Here is a 22,394-nt window from a genome sequence, read left to right as displayed (position 1 = left end):
CCCACCGTGGTGCTGGTGCTGCTACCGCTTGCGGACCTTGATGGTCAGCTTGTCGGTGCTCCGCTCGAGCAGGTCGCTGCCCAGGTACTGGATCGTGACCCGCTTGGCGCCCCGGCTGCCGAACTTCTTCAGCCGCAGCATCGCGCGACCGTTCCGGACCGTCACCGTCCGGGTGCCCTGCCCCTTGACCGTGATCCGGGCCTTGCCCGTCGCTCGCACGCCGTCGGCACCGGCGACGCGGACCACGATGGTGGCCCGGGTCCGGTCGGCCACGACCTTCTTGGGCTTCACCGTGCCCCGGGTGACCGATCGGGCCTTCGCGACGGTCGCGATGAACGACGCCGATGCTGCGGCGTACGTGTCGTCCCCGGAGTACGACGCCGTCAGCGTCGTCCGTCCGGGAGCGAGCGACCGGGCCGGCAGGACCACGGTGGCCGTCCCGCCGGAGACCGCCGCCACCCCGAGGACCCGCGTCCCGGCCTTCACCTGGACCGTGCCGGTGGCGGTCGGGTCGACCGTCACCTTCACGGCGACCCGCTTGCCGTAGGTCCCGCTCACGTTGCTGACGGCCAGGCCCGCGGGCAACGGGTCGGTGGTCAGGTCGAGCCCGACGATCTCGGGGTCGTGGTCGGAGGCTCCGAACTGGTCCGGCGCGAAGAACTGCGTGACGTTGTAGTTGAAGCGCCCGTACTGGAAGGCCACCGACTCCGGGGAGTTGATGTTCCAGATGTCCGCGCCGGTCACGAGCGCCTGAGCCGCCTCGTTGGCGTACACGTGGTCGAGGGAGCCGGCAAGACCATTGAAGAAGTAGGTCTCCTCACCCTCGGTGTCCGACTCGACCTGGGCGTAGCCACCGGCCTCGATGACCTGGACCGGGTCCTCCTTCGAGTACGAGTTGAAGTCACCGGCGAGGAACAGCGCCTCGACCCCCCGTGCTGACCGGAAGGCGTCCGCGAAGGTGAGCAGGGCGCCGGCCTGGCGGACTCGGTCACCGTTGAACGCACCCTGCACGCCGTTGGCGTTGTCGCCGGTCGCAGGCGGAGTGCTGTCGCCCTTCGACTTGAAGTGGTTCACGATGACGCCGAACGCCTCGCTGTCCGGGGCGCCCGCCTTCTTGAAGGCCTGCGCGAGCGGCTCCCGGGCGTTGTCGAAGTTCTCCTCGTCCTTCAGGACCAGCGACGCACCGACCGGGGTGACGTCGGCCGACTTGTAGATGAAGCCCGTGCGGATGACGTCCTCCTGTGCCGGGAGGGGAAGGTCCGCTGCCGCCGGCGAGGGCACGTACGACCAGGTGCCGGCACCGGCGTCCGCGTTGAGCGCCGTCACCAGCTTGGCGATGGCGTCGTCACGGTCCTTGCCGAACTTGACCGAGTTCTCGAGCTCCTCGAGCGAGACCACACTGGCGGTGAGCTTGTTGATGGCGGCGACGATCTTGGCCTGCTGGCGCTCGAAGCTGACCTGGGTGGCCGCACCTCGGGGTCCGTTGCCGCTGCTGGCCGACGGGTTGCCGCACTGGTTGCTGCCGATCGGCGTGCCCGCGCGGTCGTTGAAGTAGGTGCACACGTTGCCGCCGCCGGCCGCGACATACGCCTGGCCGGTCGTCGGGAAGTAGTTCAGGACGTTGAACGTCGCGATCCGGATGTCGCCACCGACGTCGGCGGGGGCGGCGTTCTGCGTCCGCGTGTTCGCGAACTCGGCCACGTCGGTCCCGAGGCCTTCGACGGGGGTCGTCGGCTGCAGCTTGTAAAGGCCGTTGCGGTGGTCGACGACGAAGCTGCCCTTCAGCGTCGCGGCGGCGCCGGCCCGCACCGGGTGCGAGGCGTCGATCCACGACGACGGAGTGCCGGACGCCGTACCGCCGAAGTTCTGGCTCTTCCCGTCGTCGAGGGTGACCAGGCGGGCGGCGTTCTGGTCCCGGAGGGCCTCCCACGCGCCGGTCTGGAAGTCCTCGACCTCGGTGGGCTGGACGAGGGGCCCGGTGCCGGTCGCCAGGCCGATCTCGCCGAACTGCCACGTCGCGTAGCTGTTGGTCACCGTGTACGCCGCGTCGCTCGGGTCGACCAGCTCGCCCTCGTGCGCCTCGCGCTCCTCGGGGGTGGCGAACCACGGGGTGACGAGAGGGGTCACCGTTCCGAGCGCCGGCGTCACGGGGATCCACTGAGCGTTCGTGACCTGGGTCAGGCTCGCGGTCACTCCGCCGGCCGCGGACTCGTACTCGGCCGCGTTGCCGACCACCTCGACCGAGTCACCGATCTCGGGATAGTCCTCGAAGCCGGCGCCGCCGTAGACGAAGATGCCGTCGGACGCTCCGGGAGTGGAAACGGGCCCCGGCGCCTGGATGTTGAACCCGTTGAAGCCGCCGGTCTCGTAGACAGCGGTCACGACGCCGCGCGCCGTCAACGACTGGCCGATGATCGGGCTGATCGTCGCGTTGGCGCCCTGGATGTCGGCGATGGCGCGCAGCTGACCGGCGGGCGTCACCGTGATGGTGAAGGTCTCGGTGTCGGACTTGGCCGGGGTCGAGCTGTCGGTGACGGTGAGGGTCACGGTCGCGGTGCCGGTCGCCGTCGCCGTGCCGGTGATCCGATCACCGTCGAGGGACAGGCCGGCAGGCAGGCCCGTAGCCTCCCACGTCAGCGGCGCGGTGCCACCGCCGACCGACAGCTGAATGGGCTGGATGGGCCGGTCGACGACGACGGAACGGTCACCCGGGTCCTCCGCCGCGAATCCCTCGGTCTCGCCCAGGGCGTTCGTTGGGCTGGGGGTCCCCGGGGCGAACTCGGTGCTGTTGTTGTCGGCGTCCGGAGCGGTCCGGGTGACCGACTGCGAGTTGCTCATCGCCGGCGCGGCGGTGGTCTCGAAGGTGTTGCTGTTGACACCGACCAGGTCGACGACCGCAGCGCTGCCGGAGAAAGGCCCGGCCGCCGGGTTCTGGGCGACGATCGTGTTGGCGAGGATGGCGGTGCCGTTGGTGCCGCCCATGGCGATCGTGCCGGTCGCATCGGGAGTGGGCAGCGGCCTGGTGCCGCCGGTCCCGTCGGCCTGCTTGACCAGGTAGTAGCCGTTGGCGGGGACGCTGCCGCTGAGGGGGGTCACGTTCGCCGCACTCGTGCTGGACGCTCCGCGCCACTGCACCGACCAGCCGTCGACGGACACCGCCGATCCGGTCGGGTTGTGGATCTCGATGAAGTCGCTCTTCCAGGTGGCGCCGGAGTTGCCGCCACCGCCGTAGACCTCGCTGATGACGAGCGAGGTCGAGACTGCGGATGCGGACGGGGCGACGACCGAGACCCCGGTCAGAGCGACCGCGAGTCCTGCGGTGCCGGCGAGCGCCCGACGGGCGCTCCTACGTGCTGAGGGCATGACACAGCCTTCCGAGAGGGAGGAGAGGGATGTGGCGAGGGGCCCGCCGGCGCGAACCGGCGGGCCCCTCGTGGTGCTACTTGCGCTTGACCTTGATCTTCACCGAGGTGGCGGCGGGCGAAGCCAGCGAGTTGCCCAGGTACCTGACCCGGACGTTCTTGGTCCCGGTCGAGCGGAACGGCTTCAGCACGACGACCGCCTTGCCGTTGCGGACCGTGGCGTTGTACTTCACGCCGCCGATGGCGACCTGGACCTTGCCGGTGGGCGTGTAGCCGGTGGCGGAGACGAGGACACGGAGGCGGACCCGGGTCTTCTTGACCACGACCCGCTTGGCCGCCTTCACGACCTTGACCCTGGGCGCGGCCTTAGTGACCACGGCCGAGGCGGTGGCCGTCGAGTCGGCGGCCTGCGGGCCGGTGAACCTCACCGAGACCGGGGTGGTGCCGGGCTTCAGGGTCTTGGCCGGGACCGTGAGCGTGGCCGCCCCATTGGTCACGGCGCCCGTGGCGACGACCTTGCCGCCGACGACGGCCTGGGCGGTGCCGTTGGCCGGCGCATCCGACGTCACCTTGACCGCGACCGTGCTGGGCCGGCCGTAGGCGGACCGGGCGACCGTCGCCGAGACCGTCGACTCCGCCTTGGCGATCGGGAAGTCGACCGTGGTGCCGCTCGGCTGGGCGACCAGCTCGATCGTCTTGCCGTAGGCGTCCTCCGGGACCGTGAGGTCGACGTCGGCCGCCCCGTTGGTGACCGGGAAGGAGCCGAGGCTCGTCGCCGCGCCGCCGAGGACCGCGCGGGCCTCGACGGTGGTGTTGGCCGGGGCGCCCTGGGACGTCAGGTTGAGCTTGCTCAGCTGGAGGTCCAGCACGGTGCCGGGCACGAGCGGCTCCGTGGGCAGACCGGTCGCGAAGACCTGGCGACGGGCGAAGGTCGGCGCCTTGGCCTGGCCGTTGCCGAAGTAGCCCTCGATCCACAGGTCGCGGTCGACCTTGGCGGTGTCGCGGTTCGTGCCGAGCTTGAAGGCGCGGAAGTTGTCACCGCCGGCAGCCAGGAACGAGAACGTCGACACGACGTACTCCTTGGCCGGGTCGAGCGGCTGCCCGTCCACCGTCACGCTGAGGATGTTGTTGCCGACCGGGGAGGTGGCCGACGTGTCGGGCCTGGCGACGACCTGGACGTTCTTGGAGAGGCCGAGGTGCAGGAAGGGCCGCGACGGGCGCGTGACGCCGTCGGCGGTGGTCTGCCACTGCTGCTCGAGGACCTGCTTGAACTCCGCACCGGTCAGGGTGACGTAGGAGATGTTGTTGGCGAACGGCAGGACCGCGTTGGCCTCCTCGAAGGTCACCACCCCGTCGGCGTCCTGCGGGCTGCCGGCCAGGTTGGCGGCGTAGAGCAGCTCGTTGCGCAGACCGCCCGGGTTGACGACGCCGATGACGGGCGTGGGCAGGCCCGGGATGTCGGTGATCGGGGTGTCCTTCAGCGCGTCGGCCACGAGGTTCCCAAGCGCCGACTCCGAGAGCCGGTCGTCCCGGCTGCCACCGGTGTACTTGCCGTTGGTGTAGGCACCGCCGGTGTAGGCCGTCGTGACGTCGGCGGTGATGTTGCCCTCCGGCACGTCGCCGACCACGTTGGCGGCCGTCTCAGCGGCGCGGGTGATGGTGTCGACATCGGCGACGACAGGGTCGGCGAGGTTCTCGGTGGTGCCAACCGTGACCAGGCTCGACGCGTCGACCGTGACCGCGTCTGTGGTCGGGTCGACGGTGAGGTCGACGCGGCCGAGCTTCTGGCCGTAGGAGCCGGTCTGCACAATCGGTCGTGTCCCGCCGCCCGGCTTCGGCGCGGTCCAGGAGTACTCCTTGTGCGTGTGGCCCGTGAAGATGACGTCGACCGCACCGGCGGTCTGGTTGACGATCTTGGCGAACGGGCCGCCAGCCGCGATCTCGTCCTCGAGGGACGACCCGTCGGGCGTCCCAGCGCCGGCGCCGTCGTGGTAGGTGGCGACGGTGACGTCGCAGGTGCCGGCGGTCTCGAGCTGGGTCGCGACGCGGTTGACCGCGTCGACAGGGTCACCGAACTCGAGGGTGCTGATCCGGTCCGGGCTGACCAGGGTGGGGGTCTCCTGGGTGATCGCGCCGATCACGCAGACGTTGACCCCAGCGACCTGGTGGGTCGAGTACGCCTGGACGCCGGGCGGGAGAGTCTGGGTGCCCTTCAGGTAGACGTTCGCGCCGAGCAGCGGGAAGTCCGCCTTCCGGTACTGCGCGTTGCCGTCGATGACGTTGGCCTTCAGCCAGTCGTAGCCCTTGTCGAACTCGTGGTTGCCGAGAGCCGAGGTGGCCAGGCCGAGCCGGTTCAGCACGTCGATCGTCGGCTGGTCGTCGGTGAAGGACGAGTTGAACAGCGAGGCGCCGATGTTGTCGCCCGCCGACAGGAGCAGCACCGGATCGGCCTCGGCGGCGTTGCGGATGCCCTGGATCGTGGTGGCGAACTCGACGGTGCTGTAGGTCGTCGCGTCGCCGCTGCCCGAGCCACCGTCGGACGAGATGCGTCCGTGGTAGTCGTTGATGTCGAGCAGGGTGAAGCTGACCGGCGCTGCGTGGGCCGCAGGCGCCGTGGCGACCGACAGGACTGAGGCCGCGAGGCCCAGTCCGAGACCGGCGGCGAGACCGCGTCGCGCGCGCCGGGTGCTGGGGGTTGAGGACACGAAGAAGACCCTTTCGAAAGGACGTGGGCGGACCCAGGAGGGCTGCACCCTAACCCCGAATCACGGTCCGGAGTCCGGGTGATCGTGTGAACGGGGCGTAACGCTTTGACCCCAGTTCATCTGGCCCGTTCGCGTCACTTCCAACTGGTCACAAAGGACCAGGGGATCTTTGGCGGAACTTCACCTTGCCCGCGTCACCGCAGGTTCGCGCGCTGCTTCCAGACGTCGCGGAAGAACTCGTAGCCCGACCACAGCGTGAGGGCCACGGCGACCGCCAGGCAGGCCTGCGAGACGTAGAAGAGGACCTCGCCGGGCGTCTGCAGACCGCTGGCCAGGTCGTCGTCGCGCAGCGGCAGGGTCAGGCCGCCGAGGGCCAGCGCCTGGAAGGTCGTCTTCAGCTTGCCGAGGTCCTTGGCCGCGATCACGACCCGCTTGAGCACCGAGAGCCGCAGCAGCGTCACGCTCCACTCGCGCAGCAGCACCACGATGGTCACCCACCACCAGATGTCGCCGACGATCGAGAGGCCGATGAAGGCCATCCCGGTGATCGCCTTGTCGGCGATCGGGTCGGCGATCTTGCCGAAGTCGGTCACCAGATTGCGGGCGCGGGCGATGTCGCCGTCGATCTTGTCGGTGATCATCGCGACCGCGAAGATCACCCAGGCCACCAGGCGCCACTGCACCGACTCGCCGCCGTCGATGAGGAGGGCCCAGGCGAAGAACGGGACCAGCACGATCCGCAGGGTCGTGAGGATGTTGGGCAGGTTGAAGTTGCTCACCCGCTGCTCGGTCCCGCTCACCTCAGGCCTCCCCCTCGACCGGCTCGGCGATCAGGTCGACACCGTCGGTGCCGACCACGACCGCCCGCACGATCGACCCGATCGCGGCCGTCGACCCGGACAGGTAGGTCGTGCCGTCGACCTCGGGGCCCTGGTGGGCGGCGCGACCCGCGACGCCCTCGTCGGTCGACTCGACCAGTACCTCGAGGACCTCGCCGATCCGCTCCTCGGCCCGCTGGGCGTTGAGCTCCTCGACGAGCGACTGCACGTGCTCGGTGCGGGCGCGGACCTCGTCCTCGTCGAGCTTGCCGTCGTACGTCGCGGCCTCCGTGCCGTCCTCGTCGGAGTAGCCGAACACGCCGGTCACGTCCATCCGGGCGGCGACCAGGAAGTCGCAGAGCGTCTCCAGCTCGGCCTCGGTCTCGCCGGGGAAGCCGACGATGACGTTGGAGCGGACGCCGGCGGTCGGGGCGTAACCACGCACCTGGTCGAGCAGGCCGAGGAAGCTCTCCGGGTCGCCGAAGCGGCGCATCCGGCGCAGCACGGTCGCGCTGGCGTGCTGGAAGGACAGGTCGAAGTAGGGCACCACGCCGGGCGTCGTCGCGATCGCCTCGATCAGACCCGGGCGGGTCTCGGCGGGCTGGAGGTAGGAGACCCGGACCCGGTCGACGCCGTCGATGGCCGCGAGCTCCGGCAGCATCGTCTCGAGCAGGCGCAGGTCGCCGAGGTCCTTGCCGTACGACGTGGAGTTCTCCGAGACCAGGAACAGCTCGCGCGCACCCTGGCTCGCCAGCCACTGCGCCTCGAGCAGCACGTCGGCCGGCCGCCGGCTGACGAACGAGCCGCGGAAGGCCGGGATCGCACAGAAGGTGCAGCGACGGTCGCAGCCGCTCGCGAGCTTCAGCGGGGCCATCGGTCCGCCGTCGAGCCGGCGGCGCAGGCCGCGCGGGCCGGTGGCCGGGCCGCCGAGCCCCACGTCGCCGCTCGTCGCGACCGCGTGACCGGGCACGCTCACCGTGGAGGCGTCGCGAGCGGTGGGCGAGATGGGCAGCAGCCGGCGCCGGTCCTGCGGGGTGTGCGCCTGGTGCTGCTCCCCCGCCACGATCGAGCGCAGCCGCGCCGCGATGTCGGGGTAGTCGTCGAAGCCCAGCACCGCGTCGGCCTCGGGCAGCGACTCGGCCAGGTCCTTGCCGTAGCGCTCGGCCAGGCAGCCCACCGCGACCACGGCCTGCGTACGGCCGCCGTCCTTGAGGTCGGCGGCCTCCAGCAGGGTGTCGACGGAGTCCTTCTTGGCCGCCTCGACGAAGCCGCAGGTGTTCACGACGACGGTGACGGCGTCGGCCGGGTCGTCGACCAGCAGGAAGCCGTCGGCCTCCAGCCGGCCCGCGAGCTCCTCGGAGTCGACCTCGTTGCGGGCACACCCGAGGGTCACGAGGGCCACCGACAGCAGGTCGCGGGCAGGGGGCGTCTCAGTGGTCTGGCTCATGATCGTTCCCGAGTATGACGCTCCGGACCTCCAGGTCGCGAACTGCGGGACGCTGGTTGAGGTGTGAGGGCCTCCGGGCCCGAGCCTCGAAACCCGGTGAGCCGTACGGCGACCCCGATCGAGGTCGCCGTACGGCAGGACGGGTTTCGAGGCTCCTCCGCTCGTTCCTCGCTCCGGAGCATCTCAACCGGCGATCAGACCGGTTCCGTGTCCGGTTTCACGGTCAGCACCGGGCAGACCGCGCCGAGGATGACCCGCTGGGCGACGCTGCCCATCAGCAGCTTGCCGACCGGCGTCCGGTGCCGCATGCCCAGCACGATCAGGCGGACCCCCTCCTCGCCGGCCACGCGGAGCAGCTCGTCGGCCACGTCGGACGCGACCACCTGGCGGACCTCGTAGGAGATGCCGTCCAGGTCGTCGCCGACGTGCTCGAGGACCTCGGGGGCGGCGTACCGCTTGTCGACGTAGGCGTCGCCCTTCGAGCCGTTGACGACCAACAGGCCGTAGCCGCGCAGCCGGGCCTCGGCGGCGGCGTGACGCACCGCCGCCTTGCCGAACTCGTCGGGGGTGAACCCCACCAGGATCGTGCTCATCGCTCCACCATCTCCTTCTCGTGCTCGATCTCGGCGTGGGTCGGCGTGGGCCGCACCCAGCGCACCACCAGGGGAACCACCAGGGCCAGGACGACGAGGGCGTAGACGATCACCGCGAGCGGCTCGTTGACGAGGCCCGAGGCGGAGCCGCCGGAGATCGCCAGCGCCTCACGCAGCTTCTGCTCCATCAACGGCCCGAGGATGACCCCGAGGATCAGGGGCAGCACCGGGAGCCCGAAGCGTCGCATCGCCAGGCCGAGGAGCCCGAAGACCAGGAGCAGGAGCAGGTCGAACCAGTCGAGGTTCGTCGCGTAGGCACCCAAGGAGGCGAAGAACAGGATGCCGGCGTAGAGCTGCGGACGCGGGATCCGCAGCAGCTTCGCCCACAGCGGCGCCAACGGGAGGTTGAGCACCAGCAGCAGCGTGTTGCCGATCAGCAGGCTGGCCAGCAGCGTCCACACCAGGTCCGGCTGGTCGTCCATCAGCGTCGGGCCAGGAACGATGCCGTAGCTCTGGAACGCCGCGAGCATGATCGACGCCGTGGCCGTGACCGGCAGGCCGAGCGCCAGTAGCGGCACCAGGGTGCCGGCGGCGGAGGCGTTGTTGGCGGCCTCCGGGCCGGCGACGCCCTCGATCGCGCCGCGGCCGAACTCCTCGGGCTTGCGGGCGAGCTTCTTCTCGGCCAGGTAGGACAAGAACGTCGGGGTCTCGGCACCACCAGCCGGGATCGCGCCGAACGGGAACCCCAGGGCGGTGCCCCGCAGCCACGGCCGCCACGAGCGGCTCCAGTCCTCCTTGCTCATGAAGGGCTGGCCGACCGGCGTGATCTGCAGCGGCGTACGTCGCAGGTGGGCCGCGACCCACAGGGCCTCGCCGAGGGCGAAGATGCCGACCGCGACCACGACGATGTCGAGGCGGTCCGCGAGCTGCGAGGTGCCGAAGCTGAGCCGGGGCTGACCGGTGTTGAGGTCCAGGCCGACCAGGCCGATCGTCAGCCCGAGGAAGAGCGCGATGAAGCCGCGCAGCTTGGAGCTGCCGAGGACCGCGGTGACGAGCACCAGCGACATCACCGTGATGGCGAGGTACGACGGCGCCCCGATCTCGACTGCGATGTCGGCCAAGGCCGGCGCGAAGAACACCACGCCCATCGTCCCGATCGTGCCGGCGATGAAGGATCCGACCGCGGCGGTCGCGAGCGCCTGGGCGGCCCGCCCCGCCTTGGCCATCTTGTTGCCCTCGATCGCCGTCATCACCGAGGACGACTCCCCGGGTGTGTTCAGCAGGATCGAGGTCGTCGATCCGCCGTACATGCCGCCGTAGTAGATGCCGGCGAACATGATGAAGGCCTGGGTGACCTCCAGGCCGGCCGTGACCGGGAGCAGGAGCGCGACCGTCATCGCCGGGCCGATGCCGGGCAGCACGCCGACGAAGGTGCCGAGCAGCACGCCGATCGCGGCGTAGAGCAGGTTCTCGGGGGTGATCGCGGCCGACAGGCCGTCGCCGAGCAGGGACAGACTCTCCATCACAGGATCCCGTCGAGAAGGCCGGGGCTCAGGGGGATGCCGAGCCCGACGTAGAAGCCGTACCAGCTGACGACCGCCAGGACGGCACCGACGAGGACGTCACGGATGAGGGTCGCGCTGCCGAGCGCCCAGGCGCTGCCGGCGAAGAGCAGTGCGCCGGAGATCGCCCAGCCGAGGACGCTGATGGTCGCGATGGTGAAGACCATGACGCCGACGAGCTTGGCGACCGTGGTCCAGTCGGAGGGCACGGTCAGGTCGATGTCCTCCCCGTCCTCCGCCTCCGGACGCGAGCCGCGCAGGGTGGCGACGACCAGCAGCACGGCGAGCAGCAGCAGGACGGCGCCGACGACGTACGGGAAGACGCGGGGGCCGACCGGGTCGGCGAAGCCGACGTCGAGGGTGGTGGCGTCGTAGACGGTGTAGCCGCCGATCACGGCCAGGGCACCGGCGAGGCCGAGCTGGCCGCGGTCGATGCTCCCGGCGGTAGCCGTGTCGGGGGTCGTGGTGGTCCGGGTCTCGGTCACAGCAGACCGACCTCCTCCAGCGTGGACGCGACACGCGCGTCCTGGTCGTCCAAGAACTCGCCGAACTCGTCGCCCGTCTTCAGCGCGTCGGTCCAGCCGTTGTCCTCCAGGGCCTGCTGCCACTGGTCGGTGTCGTGCATCTCCTCGACGAACGCGATCAGTTCGTCGCGGCGTGCGTCGGAGATGTCGGGCGGCGCGAGGATGCCGCGCCAGTTGGTGAAGACCAGATCGATCCCGGACTCGGTCAGCGTGGGCGCGTCCTTGACCGACCCGCCGGTCAGCCGCTCCTCGCCCGAGACCGCCAGGACCCGCAGCTCGCCGGCCTCGATCTGACCCTCGAACTCACCGAGCCCGGAGAAGCCGACGGCGATCTTGTTGCCGAGCAGCGCGCTGGTCAGCGGGCCGCCGCCGTCGTACGCCACGTAGCGGACGTCGGACGGCTCGATGCCGATCGCCTCGGCGAGCTGCATCGGGAACAGGTGGTCCGGCCCGCCGGGGCTGGAGCCGCCGCCGACGGCGATGCCGGAAGGGTCGGCTTTCCAGGCGGCGACGAAGTCGTCGATGCTCTCGTACGGCGAGTCCGCGGGGACCAGGACTCCCTCCTGGTCCTCGATCAGCTGGGCGATCGGGGTGGCGTCGGTGACCTTGTAGGGCAGCGCGAAGGAGTACGCCGACCCCACCACGCCGAGGCCCATCGTCATCAGCGTGTGCTCGTCGCCCGCGGCGCCCATCAGCCGGGTGAGCGCGACCGAGCCGCCCGCACCAAGGATGTTGGTGACCTCGAGGTCGCCGCCCGTGACGTCGTTCTGCTCGAAGACGCTCACGGCCGCGCGGCCGGTCTGGTCGTACCCGCCTCCGGGGCTGTTGGGGATCCACATCGCGATGTCGCGCGAGTCGTCGCCACGGGTGACCCCGCAGCCCGCGGTCACCGTGACCGCGACCAACGTGGCAGCGGCCGCGACCGCTCGTGTTGCCGTCAGCATGTCTCTCCTGTCAGGTTCAGGTGTGACGAGCATCCCCACTGGTGTGGCGGCCGTCACGCTTCGGTAACCAATGGAGGTTGTGGAACTTGTGGTCACGGCTGCCGCGACTGAGCCTCGCGGCGCAGGTCCTGCTGCTCCAGCTCGTCGTGCTGCTCGTGGTCGTGCTGGTCTCGGCCGTCGTCTCCCTGCGGCAGGCCGACGCGTCGTTCCGCGAGACCCGGGGCGACCGGCTGCGCGCCACCGCCGAGAACCTGGCGTCCACCGCGGTCGTCCGGGACGCGATGGAGATGGCGGGCGACCGGAGCGCGCTGACGTCGTACGTGCAGGACCGGGCGGACCTCGTGGGGGCCACCGCCGTGTACGTCGCGGACGCCACCGGGACCGTGGTCGTCGGCACCGATCCCACCCGCCGCGGCCGCCCGGTCGACCTCGGCGACCGCAGCGTCCTGCAGCGGCGCGCCTGGACGGGTGACATCGAGGACCGGGGCGAGCGGGCCATCGCGGCCGAGGTGCCGGTCCTCTCCGACGCTGACCCGGATCCCGGGGATGCGGCGCGGCGGCCGCCGGCCGGGACGCTCGTCGGCGTCGTCGTCGTCACCGAGGACTACCCGGCGCTGACCGAGCGGCTCGGCGAGGCCACCGATGACCTCGTCACGTTCCTGGCCCTCGGCCTGGCCCTGGGCGGCGCCGGCTCGTGGCTGCTGTCGCGGCTCATCAAGCGCCGCACCCGCGGCCTGGAGCCGGCCGAGATCGCGGCACTCGCCGACCAGCGCGAGGCGCTGCTGACCTCGATCCGCGAGGGGCTGGTGGCGATCAGCGCCGACGGGGTGGTGACGGTGCTGAGCGAGAGCGCCCGCGAGCTGCTCGACCTGCCGGCCGACGCCCAGGGGCGCCCACTGTCCTCGCTGGAGCTCGAGCCGCGGGTGCTCGACCTGCTCTCCGGCGACGACCAGGTGCAGGACGCCGTACTCCTCGTGGCCGGGCGCCTGGTCGTCGTCAACCGCAACCCGGTCGAGGCGTCCGGCCGGGCGGCCGGGACGGTGGTCACCCTGCGCGACCGCACCGAGCTGCTCGCCATGCAGAGCGAGCTCAGCGCGCGCCAGGGCGTCACCGAGACGCTGCGCGCGCAGACCCACGAGTTCAGCAACCAGCTGCACACCATCTCGGGCCTCCTGCAGCTCCAGGAGTACGACGAGGCCGGCCGCCTGATCGGCACCCTCACCCGCCGCCGGGCCGCGATCAGCGACGCCGTGACCGGGATCGTCGAGGACCCCGCCGTCGCCGCGCTGCTGATCGCCAAGACCAGCCTGGCCGCCGAGCGACGGGTGGAGCTGCGCCTCGGCGAGGACAGCGCGCTCCCCCGGCTCGGCCCGGACCTGTCGGCCGACGTCGGGACGGTGCTCGGCAACCTGGTCGACAACGCCGTCGACGCCGTCGCCTCGACCGGTCAGCCCGGCACGGTCGACGTACGGCTCCTGGTCGACGGCGACGAGCTCGTCCTGCAGGTCGCCGACACCGGCCCCGGCGTACCGGCCGACCACGTCGCCTCGGTCTTCCGGCGCGGCTTCACCACCAAGCCCTCCGACGCCAGCGGCCGCGGGGTCGGACTCGCGCTCGTCCAGGTCGTGTGCGAGCGTCGGGGCGGCTCGGTCTCGGTGCACAACGAGGGCGGGGCCGTCTTCACCGCCCGCCTGCCCGCCGAGGACCTCCATGACTGATCTTCGAGTGCTCGTCGTCGACGACGACTTCATGGTCGCCTCGATCCACACCCGCTTCGTCGACCGCACCGACGGCTTCACCGTGGTCGGTCAGGCGGCCACCGGCACGACCGCGCTGGCCGAGGTCGAGCGGCTGGCCCCCGACCTGGTGCTGCTCGACGTCCACCTCCCCGACCTCAGCGGGATCGAGGTGCTGCGTCGGTTGCGCGGCGGCGGCAACGACGTCGGCGTCATCGTGGTGACCGCGGCGCGCGAGGCCGACACGGTCCGGGCCGCCGCCGCGAGCGGGGCGGCCCACTACCTCGTCAAGCCCTTCGAGTACGACGACCTGGTCGCCCGCCTGCTCGCCTTCCGCCAGTCCCACCGGGCGCTGGCCGGCGGCGCCGTCCCGGACCAGGACGACATCGACGCCGTCTTCGCCCCGGTCGGGCGCAGCCGGGTCGCGCTGCCCAAGGGGCTGAGCGCCGAGACCGCCGCCCTGGTGCTGGCCGCCCTCGACGAGGGCGAGCTGTCGGCGGCCGAGGCCGCCGAGCGGGTGGGGGTCTCCCGGGTCAGCGCCCGGCGCTACCTCGAGCACTTCGTCGCCGATGGCCGCGCCGCCGTCCGCCTGCAGTACGGCGGGGGCGGGCGGCCCGAGCGACGCTACCGGCGCACGACGTAGGTCTGGGTCGCCCGCTCGCCGGTGTCGCCGATCGCCTCCGCGTCGCCGCCCCCGAGCGCGACCTCGAGCGAGCCGTCGGAGCTGGTGACCTTGATCGGCGTCGCGACCTTCTTCAAGGTCTTGACCTGGCCGAAGGCGAGGTCGCCGGTGAAGACCAGCTCGCCCTTGCCGTCGACCACCTTGACCGCCGCGCCACCGCCGGCGGCGTCGAGCCGCAGCGACGTGACCGAGCCGGTCCCGCTGCTGGTGAGGCCCGCGGAGCCGTCCAGCGGCGGCTCCTTGTCGAGCGCGACCGGGCCGTCCATGAACAGCCGGGCGATCGACCAGGCGAGCACCAGCACCATCACGGCAGCGACCAGCACCGACCAGTTCGGTCCGCCGCGGGTGCCGCGGAGCGAGCCGTGGGCACCGGTGGCGAGCTCGGCCTCGAAGACCTGGCGCGCCTCGACGGGCGCGTCGGCGTACCGCTCGTCGTAGACGGCGAGGAGCGGGGCCGCGTCGATGCCGACCACCCGGGCCAGCGTGCGCAGGTGGCCGCGGGCGTAGAAGTCGCCGCCGCAGGGCGCGAAGTCGTCGACCTCGATCGACTCGATCACGTGCGGGCGGATCCGGGTGCGCTCGGCCAGCTGGTCCACGCTGAGCCGCAGCCGCTCGCGGGCCGCCGCCAGCTGCGGTCCGACCACGGGGTCGACCGCGGGCTCGGGCGCCTCGAGATCGTCGATGCGCGGGAGCGCGACCGCCGTCGGCTCGGGCGCCGGGTTGACCGCCTCCTCGACCAGGTCGACCCGGCCGGGGCTGCGCAGCGCCCGCACCGCGGTGTGCTCGACGTCGTCGTCGGCGGTGACGGTCAGGTCGCTGCGGACCTCGATCCGGGCCGCCGTCGCGGGATCGCGCACCGGCTCCGGGGTCGGCGTCGTCGCCGCGACCTCCTCGGCGACCAGCTCGTCCTCGGCCCGCGCCTCACCCGGGGTACGACGCAGCCGCGCCAGCTGGTTGATCGCGCCGGCCAGCCACGGCCGCGGGTCCGGCAGCCGCCGCTCCCCCGCGCCGTCCGTCTCCTCCGCCGGGTCCTCCCCTGGGGAGGAGTCCGCCGAGTCGGCGCACATGTGCGCCGACTCGGCGTCGTCGTCCACAGGCTCGGCGGCGGCGGCGTCCTCCGCGGCCGACTCCGGGGAGGCGGAGTAGTCGTCGTACACCTCGACGACCTCGGCCGCGCCGGCGGCGAGCTCGTCGAGGGCCGCGGTCAGGTCACCGGTCGCGCCGGTGACCCGGGTCGAGAGGGAGAGCGGTACGGCGAGCGGCTCGCCGTCGTATGGGAAGACCTCGAGGCGTCCGTCGCGCAGCAGGCCCGTGCGGGGCAGGTGCTCGAGCGCCTCGACCGCGTCCCACGGCATGCCGTGCCAGGCCCGGCCCTGGCGGACCCGGAGGCCCTGGGCGTCGGCCACGAGCAGCGGGGTGCGGGCGTCGACGAAGGCCTGCAGCCAGGCGGCGGCGACGGCGCCCATGACCAGGCACAGCGCCCAGTCGAGGAGCGCGCCGGAGCCGCTGGCGCGCGAGAGGTAGAGGATCGCCACGACGGCGGCCACGCCCCCGATGGCGCCGGCCAGGCCCGCGTTGCGGCGGACGGTGATCTCGGGGGCGGTCTCGGTGTCGGTCTCGTGGTCCATCAGCTGCTCGCTCACATCTCCCCCTGCAGGGTCGCGATGACGCCGTCGATCTCGTCGGGCTTGACCAGCACGTCGCGGGCCTTCGAGCCCTCGCTGGGCCCGACCACGCCACGGCTCTCCATGATGTCCATCAGCCGGCCCGCCTTCGCGAAGCCGACCCGGAGCTTGCGCTGCAGCATCGAGGTGGAGCCGAACTGCGTCGACACCACCAGCTCGATGGCCTGGATGACCAGCTCCATGTCGTCGCCGATGTCGTCGTCCAGGTCCCGCTTCGAGGCGGCGGGCGCCGTGACGTCCTCGCGGTACGTCGGCTCCAGCTGCCCCTTGCAGTGCTGGACGACCTGCGCGATCTCGGCCTCGGTGACCCAGGAGCCCTGCACGCGGACCGCCTTGGACGAGCCCATCGGCAGGAACAGCCCGTCACCCTGGCCGACGAGCTTCTCGGCGCCCGGCTGGTCGAGGATGACCCGACTGTCGGCCAGCGACGAGGTCGCGAAGGCCAGCCGGGACGGGACGTTGGCCTTGATCAGGCCGGTGACGACGTCCACCGAGGGCCGCTGCGTGGCGAGCACCAGGTGGATGCCGGCCGCCCGGGCCAGCTGGGTGATCCGGACGACCGAGTCCTCGACGTCGCGCGGGGCGACCATCATCAGGTCGGCGAGCTCGTCGACGATCACCAGCAGGTACGGGTACGGCGTGAGCACCCGCTCGCTGTGCGCGGGCACCTCGACCTTGCCGGCCCGGACCGCCTTGTTGAAGTCGTCGATGTGCCGGAAGCCGAAGTTGGCGAGGTCGTCGTACCGCATGTCCATCTCGCGGACGACCCACTGCAGCGCCTCGGCGGCCTTCTTGGGGTTGGTGATGATCGGCGTGATCAGGTGCGGGACGCCCTCGTAGGCGTTCAGCTCGACCCGCTTGGGGTCGACCATGATCATCCGGACCTCGTCGGGCGTGGAGCGCATCAGGATCGAGGTGATCATCGAGTTGATGAACGACGACTTGCCGGAGCCGGTGGCGCCGGCGACCAGCAGGTGCGGCATCTTGGCCAGGTTGGCGACCACGAAGCCGCCCTCCACGTCCTTGCCGAGGCCCGCGATCATCGGGTGCGTCGCCGAGCGCGCCGTCGAGGAGCGCAGCACGTCGCCGAGGGAGACGATCTCCTTGTCGACGTTCGGGATCTCGACGCCGACCGCGGACTTGCCGGGGATCGGCGAGAGGATCCGGACGTCCGCCGAAGCCACCGCGTAGGCGATGTTCTTCTGGATGTTCATGATCTTCTCGACCTTCACACCGGGGCCGAGCTCGACCTCGTAGCGCGTGACCGTCGGGCCGCGGGTGTAGCCGGTGACCTGGGCGTCGATGGAGAACTCGTCCAGCACCTGGGTCAGCCGGTCCACGACGGCGTCGCTGGCCTTCGACTTGGCCTTGTGGACCGAGCCGGGCTTGAGCACCTCGTCGGCCGGGAGCGAGTAGACGATGTCGCCCGACAGGGCCAGCTGCTCGACGCGCGCCGGTAGCGGGGTGTGCGGAGGCGGCTGCAGGTCGCCCCGGCTCTCGCCCGCGTCGCGTACGGCGGGCCGCTCGACGGTGTCGTCGGGCCCGCGCTCGCGGACGGCTTCGGAGACCTCGGTCTCGGCGCCCGGGTCCACGTCGCCGGGGTCGCCGGGGTCGCCGGGGTGGTCCGAGGAGAACAGGTCGACCCCGACGTCGTGCGGGTCGTCCTCCTCCAGCGCGACGTCGATCGCGTCCTTCTTGCGACCGCGCTTCTTGACCTCGCGGTCCTCCAGCACCGGGGTGTCGTACGCCGGGTCGCCCATCTCGGGGTCGATCTCGTCGTCGTGGCCACGCCGGCCGCGAGCGGAGTCGTCGTCCTCGTAGTGCCGGCCGAGCAGCCGGTCGCCGAGGTCGCGGAGCCGGTCCGGCACCTGGTAGAGCGGGGTCGCGGTGACCACGAGCACGCCGAAGAAGGCGACCAGCGCCAGCAGCGGCACCACGACGTACGGCGTGCGCAGCAGGTCGAGGAGCACCGAGGACACGACGAAGCCGATGGCCCCGCCGGCGCTCTGAAGCGACGAGGTGTCTCCGTCGACCGGCTCGGGCGAGCCGTTGGCGATGTGCACGATCCCGAGCACGCCGAAGGCGACGGCCGTCCAGCCGATCACCTGGCGGCCGACCGGGCCGTTCTGCTCCGGGTCGCGCAGGGTCCGCCAGCCGACCCAGACCAGGACCAGCGGGACGAACCAGCCGATCTTGCCGACCGAGCCGGCGACCGCCGTACGGGTGAAGTCGAAGACGCCGCCCCCGGGCTCGAACCACACGGCCGCGGCGACCACGACGGCCAGCCCCATGAGGAAGAGCCCGGCGCCGTCGCGCCGGTGCGCCGGGTCGAGGTCGCGGGCGCTGCGACCGATGCCCCGCGCGGCCGCGCCGAGTCCGTGGGCGATGCCCAGCCATACCGTCGCGAGCCCGCGGAAGAGGGCGGTGAAGAGTCGGGCGACCGGTCCCGGCCCGCTGCGGACGGCGCGCGGGGCCGGACGCGAGGTCCGAGCCCGGGTGCTCTTCGCAGGGGCGCGCTTGACGGGTCGCTTGGCCGGCTGTCGGGCCGACTGCTTGGTGGGTTGCTTGCCGGTACTCCGGGCGCGGGGGGTCGAACCGCTTCGTCCCGAGCCTCGCGACCCGGAAGTGGACGTGCTCTTGCTCCGCGACCCCGGCGGGGAAGACGTACGGGTCGCCATGGTCCCGACCCTAGGCGATCGTCACACCAGTCACAGGGACCTCAGGAGTGACGGGCTGGCGTGTCGCCCACCTCTGCGCGTCCTCGTCCGGACACCTTCCGTCCCCCGACTCTCACCACCACGAATTGTCCTGCGCCCCTAGACCTCGTCCGGCGCGTGTCCTTAGGGTGCCGCTGGGGCCGGGCGTACTCCGTCCGGTCGACTACATCCACTCGGAGGGGTAGCAATCTCGTGAATTTCCTCAGGCAAGGTCTGACCCTTGCTCTTCTCGGGGCAGGACTGGCCGCCGTGCCGCTCGCCTCATCGGCTCCGGCTTCCGCCGCCGACACCACCCTCGTCCAGCGGTTGCGGGACGATGCCCAGGGCACGGCCCGGGTCACGACCGAACGGGCCACGGGCCGCGTGGGCTTCGCCCGCGCCACCGACCTGCTCCCGTCGGCCTCGGCCGACTCGAAGTCCACCGCTGCGGCCAAGGCGGACGCGTACCTGGACAAGTACGCCTCCGCCTTCGGCGCCCGTCGCGGCGAGCTGCGGCAGGCGGACGTGACCGCGGACGCCTACGGCTGGACCGTCGACTACGACCAGGTCTACCGCGGTGTCGAGGTATTCGGCTCCCGACTGCGCGCGCAGTTCGACAAGCAGGGAGACCTGACGTCCGTCAGCGGCTACGCCGCGCCCGACCTCGACCTCGCCGTCGACCCGCGCCTGAGCGAGGACGACGCGGCCGCCAAGGCCGTCTCGCTGGTCACCAACGCCCCGAGCGGCGTCGACCCCGACATGCCCGCGTCGTACACCGCCGGGGCCAAGGCCGTCTCCACGAAGCTGAACGTCTACCGGATGGGCTCCACCCGCGGCGTCACCGGTGCGCCGGTCCTGTCCTGGGTCGTCGAGGTCTCCAACGGCAGCACGGTTCGGGAGACCGTCATCCTCGACGCGCAGACCGGTAAGCCGGTCAACCGTTGGTCGATGATCGCCCACGCCCTCGACCGCGAGCTCTACGAGGAGTCCTTCGCCCCGGCCAACCAGGTCTGGAAGGAGGGCGACCCCTACCCGGGCGGTCTGGACGTCGACCAGGCCAGCGAGGTCGCCGGCACCGGCGAGGCCTACTGGATGTTCATGAACACCTTCGGTCGCGACTCCTACGACGGGAAGGGCTCGAAGATGATCACGGTCAACAACGACCCGACCATCGAGTGCCCGAACGCCAACTGGAACGGAAAGACCACCAACTACTGCTCCGGAGTCTCTTCCGACGACACCGTGGCGCACGAGTGGGGTCACGCCTACACGGAGTACACGTCCGGCCTGATCTACCAGTGGCAGTCGGGCGCGATGAACGAGGCCTACTCCGACATCTGGGGTGAGACCGTCGACATCCTCAACGACCGCTACAACGAGAGCCCGGCCGGTCCGCGCACGTCCGGCCTCTGCTCGAAGTACACCCGCGGCGCCGTCGGCGTGCGGATCAACGCCCCGGCCGACATCGCGGGCGACTGCGACTCGGCGCCGGCCTCCTTCGGGCCGGTGTTCGACAAGACCGGCGTGACGACCGACCTCGTGATCGGGACGGATGCCGAGAACACCGAGGGTCCCTCGGCCACGGACGGCTGCACGGCCTTCACCAATGCGGGGGCGATCAGCGGCAAGTTCGTCTTCGTCGACCGCGGCACCTGCGGCTTCGCCGTCAAGGCCGCCAACGCCGAGGCGGCCGGCGCCACCGGCATCGTGGTCGGCAACAACACCACGGGGGCCCTGGTGTCCATGTCGGGCGACGCGGACATCTACGGCGTGATGGTCGACCAGGCCAGCGGCACGAAGATCAAGGCCGCCACCGGCACCGTCAACATCACCGTCAAGGACGTCGAGACCGCCGACAAGGACGACTCCTACCGCTGGCTCTCGGGCGAGGCCGACCCTGCCTTCGGTGGCGCCATCCGCGACATGTGGAACCCGACCTGCTACGGCGACCCGGGCAAGGTCTCGGACGCCGAGTACTACTGCGACAGTTCCGACAACGGCGGTGTGCACAGCAACTCCGGCGTGGTGAACCACACCTACGCACTCCTGGTGGACGGGGGCACCTCCAACGGCGTCACCGTGCCCGCCATCGGTCTCGACAAGGCGGCCAACCTGTTCTGGCGCACGCAGACCACCTACCTCACTCCGACCTCGGACTTCGCCGACCTCGCTGACGGCTTGGCCGCGTCCTGCACCGACCTGACCGGGAAGCCGATCAACAAGGTGACGCTCGGGTCGAGTGCCACCGGTGGCGGTCCGGCCACTCCGCAGGCGGCGACACCCATCACTGCGTCCGACTGTGCCGCGGTGAACGCCGTGGCCCAGGCCACCGAGCTCCGGGTCGAGCCGGTGCAGTGCAACTTCCAGCCGCTGCTCGCCAAGAACAACGTGTCGGCGTGCGGCGACGGCTTCACCTCGGAGACGACCTACGCCGAGGACTTCGAGGACGGCCTCGCGGGCTGGACCGCCGACGAGCAGACGGTCTTCCCGGGCTCGAGCGGCATGCCCTGGGAAGCCACGACCAAGGCTCCCGACCACACCGGTGGCGCCATCTACGGACCCGACCCGGCTCGTGGCGGCAGCTGCCTCGGCGACGCCGAGGACCGGTCGGTTCGCAACGGGCTGGCGAGCCCGGCGATCGAGTACCCGGCGGGCAAGGCACCGACCTTGTCCTTCGACCACTACGTGGCCACCGAGGTCGGCTGGGACGGCGGCAACGTCAAGGTCAGCGTCAACGGCGGCGCGTACGCGCTGGTCCCGACCTCGGCCTACCTCTTCAACGGACCGGGCGCCGCGCTCGCGACCGCCGGGGCCGGCAACACGAACCCGATGGCCGGCCAGCCGGCCTTCACCGGCACCGATGGTGGCGAGGCCACGGGCTCGTGGGGCACGTCCATGATCAACCTCAGCCGGATCCCCGGCGCGAAGCCGGGTGACGACCTGAAGTTCCGCTTCGACATCGGGCGTGACGGCTGCAACGGCGTCGACGGGTGGTACGTCGACAACGTCGAGGTGACGATCTGCAAGGTCACCTCGACGATCAAGGCGGCGCAGGTCCCGGCGCGCTCGACGTACGGCAAGGCCAGCCGCCTGGACGTGTCGGTCGCCGGCAACAACCCCACCGGCACGGTGACGGTGACCGAGGGCAAGAAGCAGCTCGGTACGGCGACCTTGGCCCAGGGCAAGGCGAGCATCGCCCTGCCCGCCAAGCTCGCGGCCGGTCGTCACCAGCTGACGGTGTCCTACTCGGGCGACGCGGCGAACGCCCCGGCGCGCACCTCGGTGACTGCCCGAGTCGCCAAGGCCAGGTCGCGCACGACGGCCTCGGCGACGCCGAAGCGAACCACGGTGGGCAAGTCGGTCCGGATCAAGGCCAAGGTGAGCGTGGCCGGCGGAGTGAAGCCGGTCGGCAAGGTCGTCGTGACCCTGAAGGGCAAGCGAGTGGTCTCCGGCAAGGTCGGCAGCGACGGCCGAGTGACCCTCGTGGTCAAGCGGCTCCGCGCCGGTGCGCACACCTTCCTGGTGACCTACCGGGGCAGCGCCTCGATCGAGCCCAGCAAGGACCGGGTCAAGATCCGCGTGGTCCGTAGGCGCTGACGCACGACCAGCACCACCCAGGGAGCCCCGCCGGACGTCGTCC

Annotated in this window: 13 protein-coding genes; 3 read left to right on the top strand and 10 right to left on the bottom strand. The window is 71.4% G+C overall.

The window, feature by feature from the left end:
- Positions 1-21: 21 nt before the first annotated feature.
- The 8 genes from V7S47_RS16665 to V7S47_RS16630 form a co-directional block, all read right to left on the bottom strand.
- Positions 22-3,363, bottom strand: a complete 3,342-nt coding sequence (locus tag V7S47_RS16665; protein ID WP_336562631.1) for an ExeM/NucH family extracellular endonuclease — start codon at positions 3,361-3,363, stop codon at positions 22-24.
- Positions 3,364-3,439: 76 nt separating this feature from the next.
- Positions 3,440-6,067: a bifunctional metallophosphatase/5'-nucleotidase gene (locus V7S47_RS16660; RefSeq protein ID WP_336562630.1), complete on the bottom strand. Its 2,628-nt coding sequence runs from the start codon at positions 6,065-6,067 to the stop codon at positions 3,440-3,442.
- Between the two features lie 194 nt (positions 6,068-6,261).
- Positions 6,262-6,867, bottom strand: coding sequence for a CDP-diacylglycerol--glycerol-3-phosphate 3-phosphatidyltransferase (gene pgsA / locus V7S47_RS16655; protein WP_336562629.1), 606 nt, complete (start codon positions 6,865-6,867; stop codon positions 6,262-6,264).
- 1 nt (position 6,868) lies between these two features.
- Positions 6,869-8,293 carry a 30S ribosomal protein S12 methylthiotransferase RimO gene (gene rimO, locus V7S47_RS16650; RefSeq protein ID WP_336562758.1) on the bottom strand — a complete coding sequence of 475 codons (1,425 nt, stop codon included), beginning with the start codon at positions 8,291-8,293 and terminating at the stop codon, positions 6,869-6,871.
- A gap of 233 nt (positions 8,294-8,526) precedes the next feature.
- Complete coding sequence (locus V7S47_RS16645) at positions 8,527-8,925, bottom strand: universal stress protein (protein ID WP_336562628.1); 399 nt, start codon at positions 8,923-8,925, stop codon at positions 8,527-8,529.
- Complete coding sequence (locus V7S47_RS16640) at positions 8,922-10,448, bottom strand: tripartite tricarboxylate transporter permease (RefSeq protein WP_336562627.1); 1,527 nt, start codon at positions 10,446-10,448, stop codon at positions 8,922-8,924. Before V7S47_RS16640 ends, V7S47_RS16645 begins: the two co-directional genes overlap by 4 nt.
- On the bottom strand, positions 10,448-10,972 hold the full coding sequence (locus tag V7S47_RS16635) for a tripartite tricarboxylate transporter TctB family protein (RefSeq protein WP_336562626.1): 525 nt from the start codon (positions 10,970-10,972) through the stop codon (positions 10,448-10,450). The genes V7S47_RS16640 and V7S47_RS16635 overlap by 1 nt, the downstream gene beginning before the upstream one ends.
- Positions 10,969-11,955 carry a Bug family tripartite tricarboxylate transporter substrate binding protein gene (locus tag V7S47_RS16630; RefSeq protein ID WP_336562625.1) on the bottom strand — a complete coding sequence of 329 codons (987 nt, stop codon included), beginning with the start codon at positions 11,953-11,955 and terminating at the stop codon, positions 10,969-10,971. Before V7S47_RS16630 ends, V7S47_RS16635 begins: the two co-directional genes overlap by 4 nt.
- Before the next feature lie 86 nt (positions 11,956-12,041).
- On the opposite strand from V7S47_RS16630, the gene V7S47_RS16625 reads away from it, so the two are divergent.
- Positions 12,042-13,673 carry a sensor histidine kinase gene (locus V7S47_RS16625; RefSeq protein ID WP_336562624.1) on the top strand — a complete coding sequence of 544 codons (1,632 nt, stop codon included), beginning with the start codon at positions 12,042-12,044 and terminating at the stop codon, positions 13,671-13,673.
- Entirely contained in the window at positions 13,666-14,334 is a 669-nt protein-coding gene (locus V7S47_RS16620) for a response regulator (RefSeq protein WP_336562623.1), read from the top strand. The genes V7S47_RS16625 and V7S47_RS16620 overlap by 8 nt, the downstream gene beginning before the upstream one ends.
- Here the strand turns inward: V7S47_RS16620 and V7S47_RS16615 are convergent.
- A complete protein-coding gene (locus tag V7S47_RS16615; RefSeq protein WP_336562622.1) occupies positions 14,316-16,016 on the bottom strand; it encodes a helix-turn-helix domain-containing protein in 1,701 nt (566 codons plus the stop codon). The two genes, V7S47_RS16620 and V7S47_RS16615, sit on opposite strands and share 19 nt — an antisense overlap.
- Complete coding sequence (locus V7S47_RS16610) at positions 16,013-18,736, bottom strand: FtsK/SpoIIIE family DNA translocase (RefSeq protein WP_336562621.1); 2,724 nt, start codon at positions 18,734-18,736, stop codon at positions 16,013-16,015. Before V7S47_RS16610 ends, V7S47_RS16615 begins: the two co-directional genes overlap by 4 nt.
- A 288-nt stretch (positions 18,737-19,024) precedes the next feature.
- On the opposite strand from V7S47_RS16610, the gene V7S47_RS16605 reads away from it, so the two are divergent.
- Entirely contained in the window at positions 19,025-22,351 is a 3,327-nt protein-coding gene (locus V7S47_RS16605; RefSeq protein WP_336562620.1) for a M4 family metallopeptidase, read from the top strand.
- Positions 22,352-22,394: the final 43 nt, after the last annotated feature.

Source organism: Nocardioides sp. CCNWLW216 (assembly GCF_037120545.1).
Taxonomy (GTDB): domain Bacteria; phylum Actinomycetota; class Actinomycetes; order Propionibacteriales; family Nocardioidaceae; genus Nocardioides; species Nocardioides lianchengensis.
Note: the sequence above shows the minus strand (reverse complement) of the source record. Positions and strands in the feature narration are given on the sequence as shown.

Coding starts and splice junctions, on each gene's coding strand:
- V7S47_RS16665 (WP_336562631.1), bottom strand. CDS start 3,363: ATGCCCTCAGCACGTAGGAGCGCCCGTCGGGCGCTCGCCGGCACCGCA.
- V7S47_RS16645 (WP_336562628.1), bottom strand. CDS start 8,925: ATGAGCACGATCCTGGTGGGGTTCACCCCCGACGAGTTCGGCAAGGCG.
- V7S47_RS16640 (WP_336562627.1), bottom strand. CDS start 10,448: ATGGAGAGTCTGTCCCTGCTCGGCGACGGCCTGTCGGCCGCGATCACC.
- V7S47_RS16630 (WP_336562625.1), bottom strand. CDS start 11,955: ATGCTGACGGCAACACGAGCGGTCGCGGCCGCTGCCACGTTGGTCGCG.
- V7S47_RS16620 (WP_336562623.1), top strand. CDS start 13,666: ATGACTGATCTTCGAGTGCTCGTCGTCGACGACGACTTCATGGTCGCC.
- V7S47_RS16610 (WP_336562621.1), bottom strand. CDS start 18,736: ATGGCGACCCGTACGTCTTCCCCGCCGGGGTCGCGGAGCAAGAGCACG.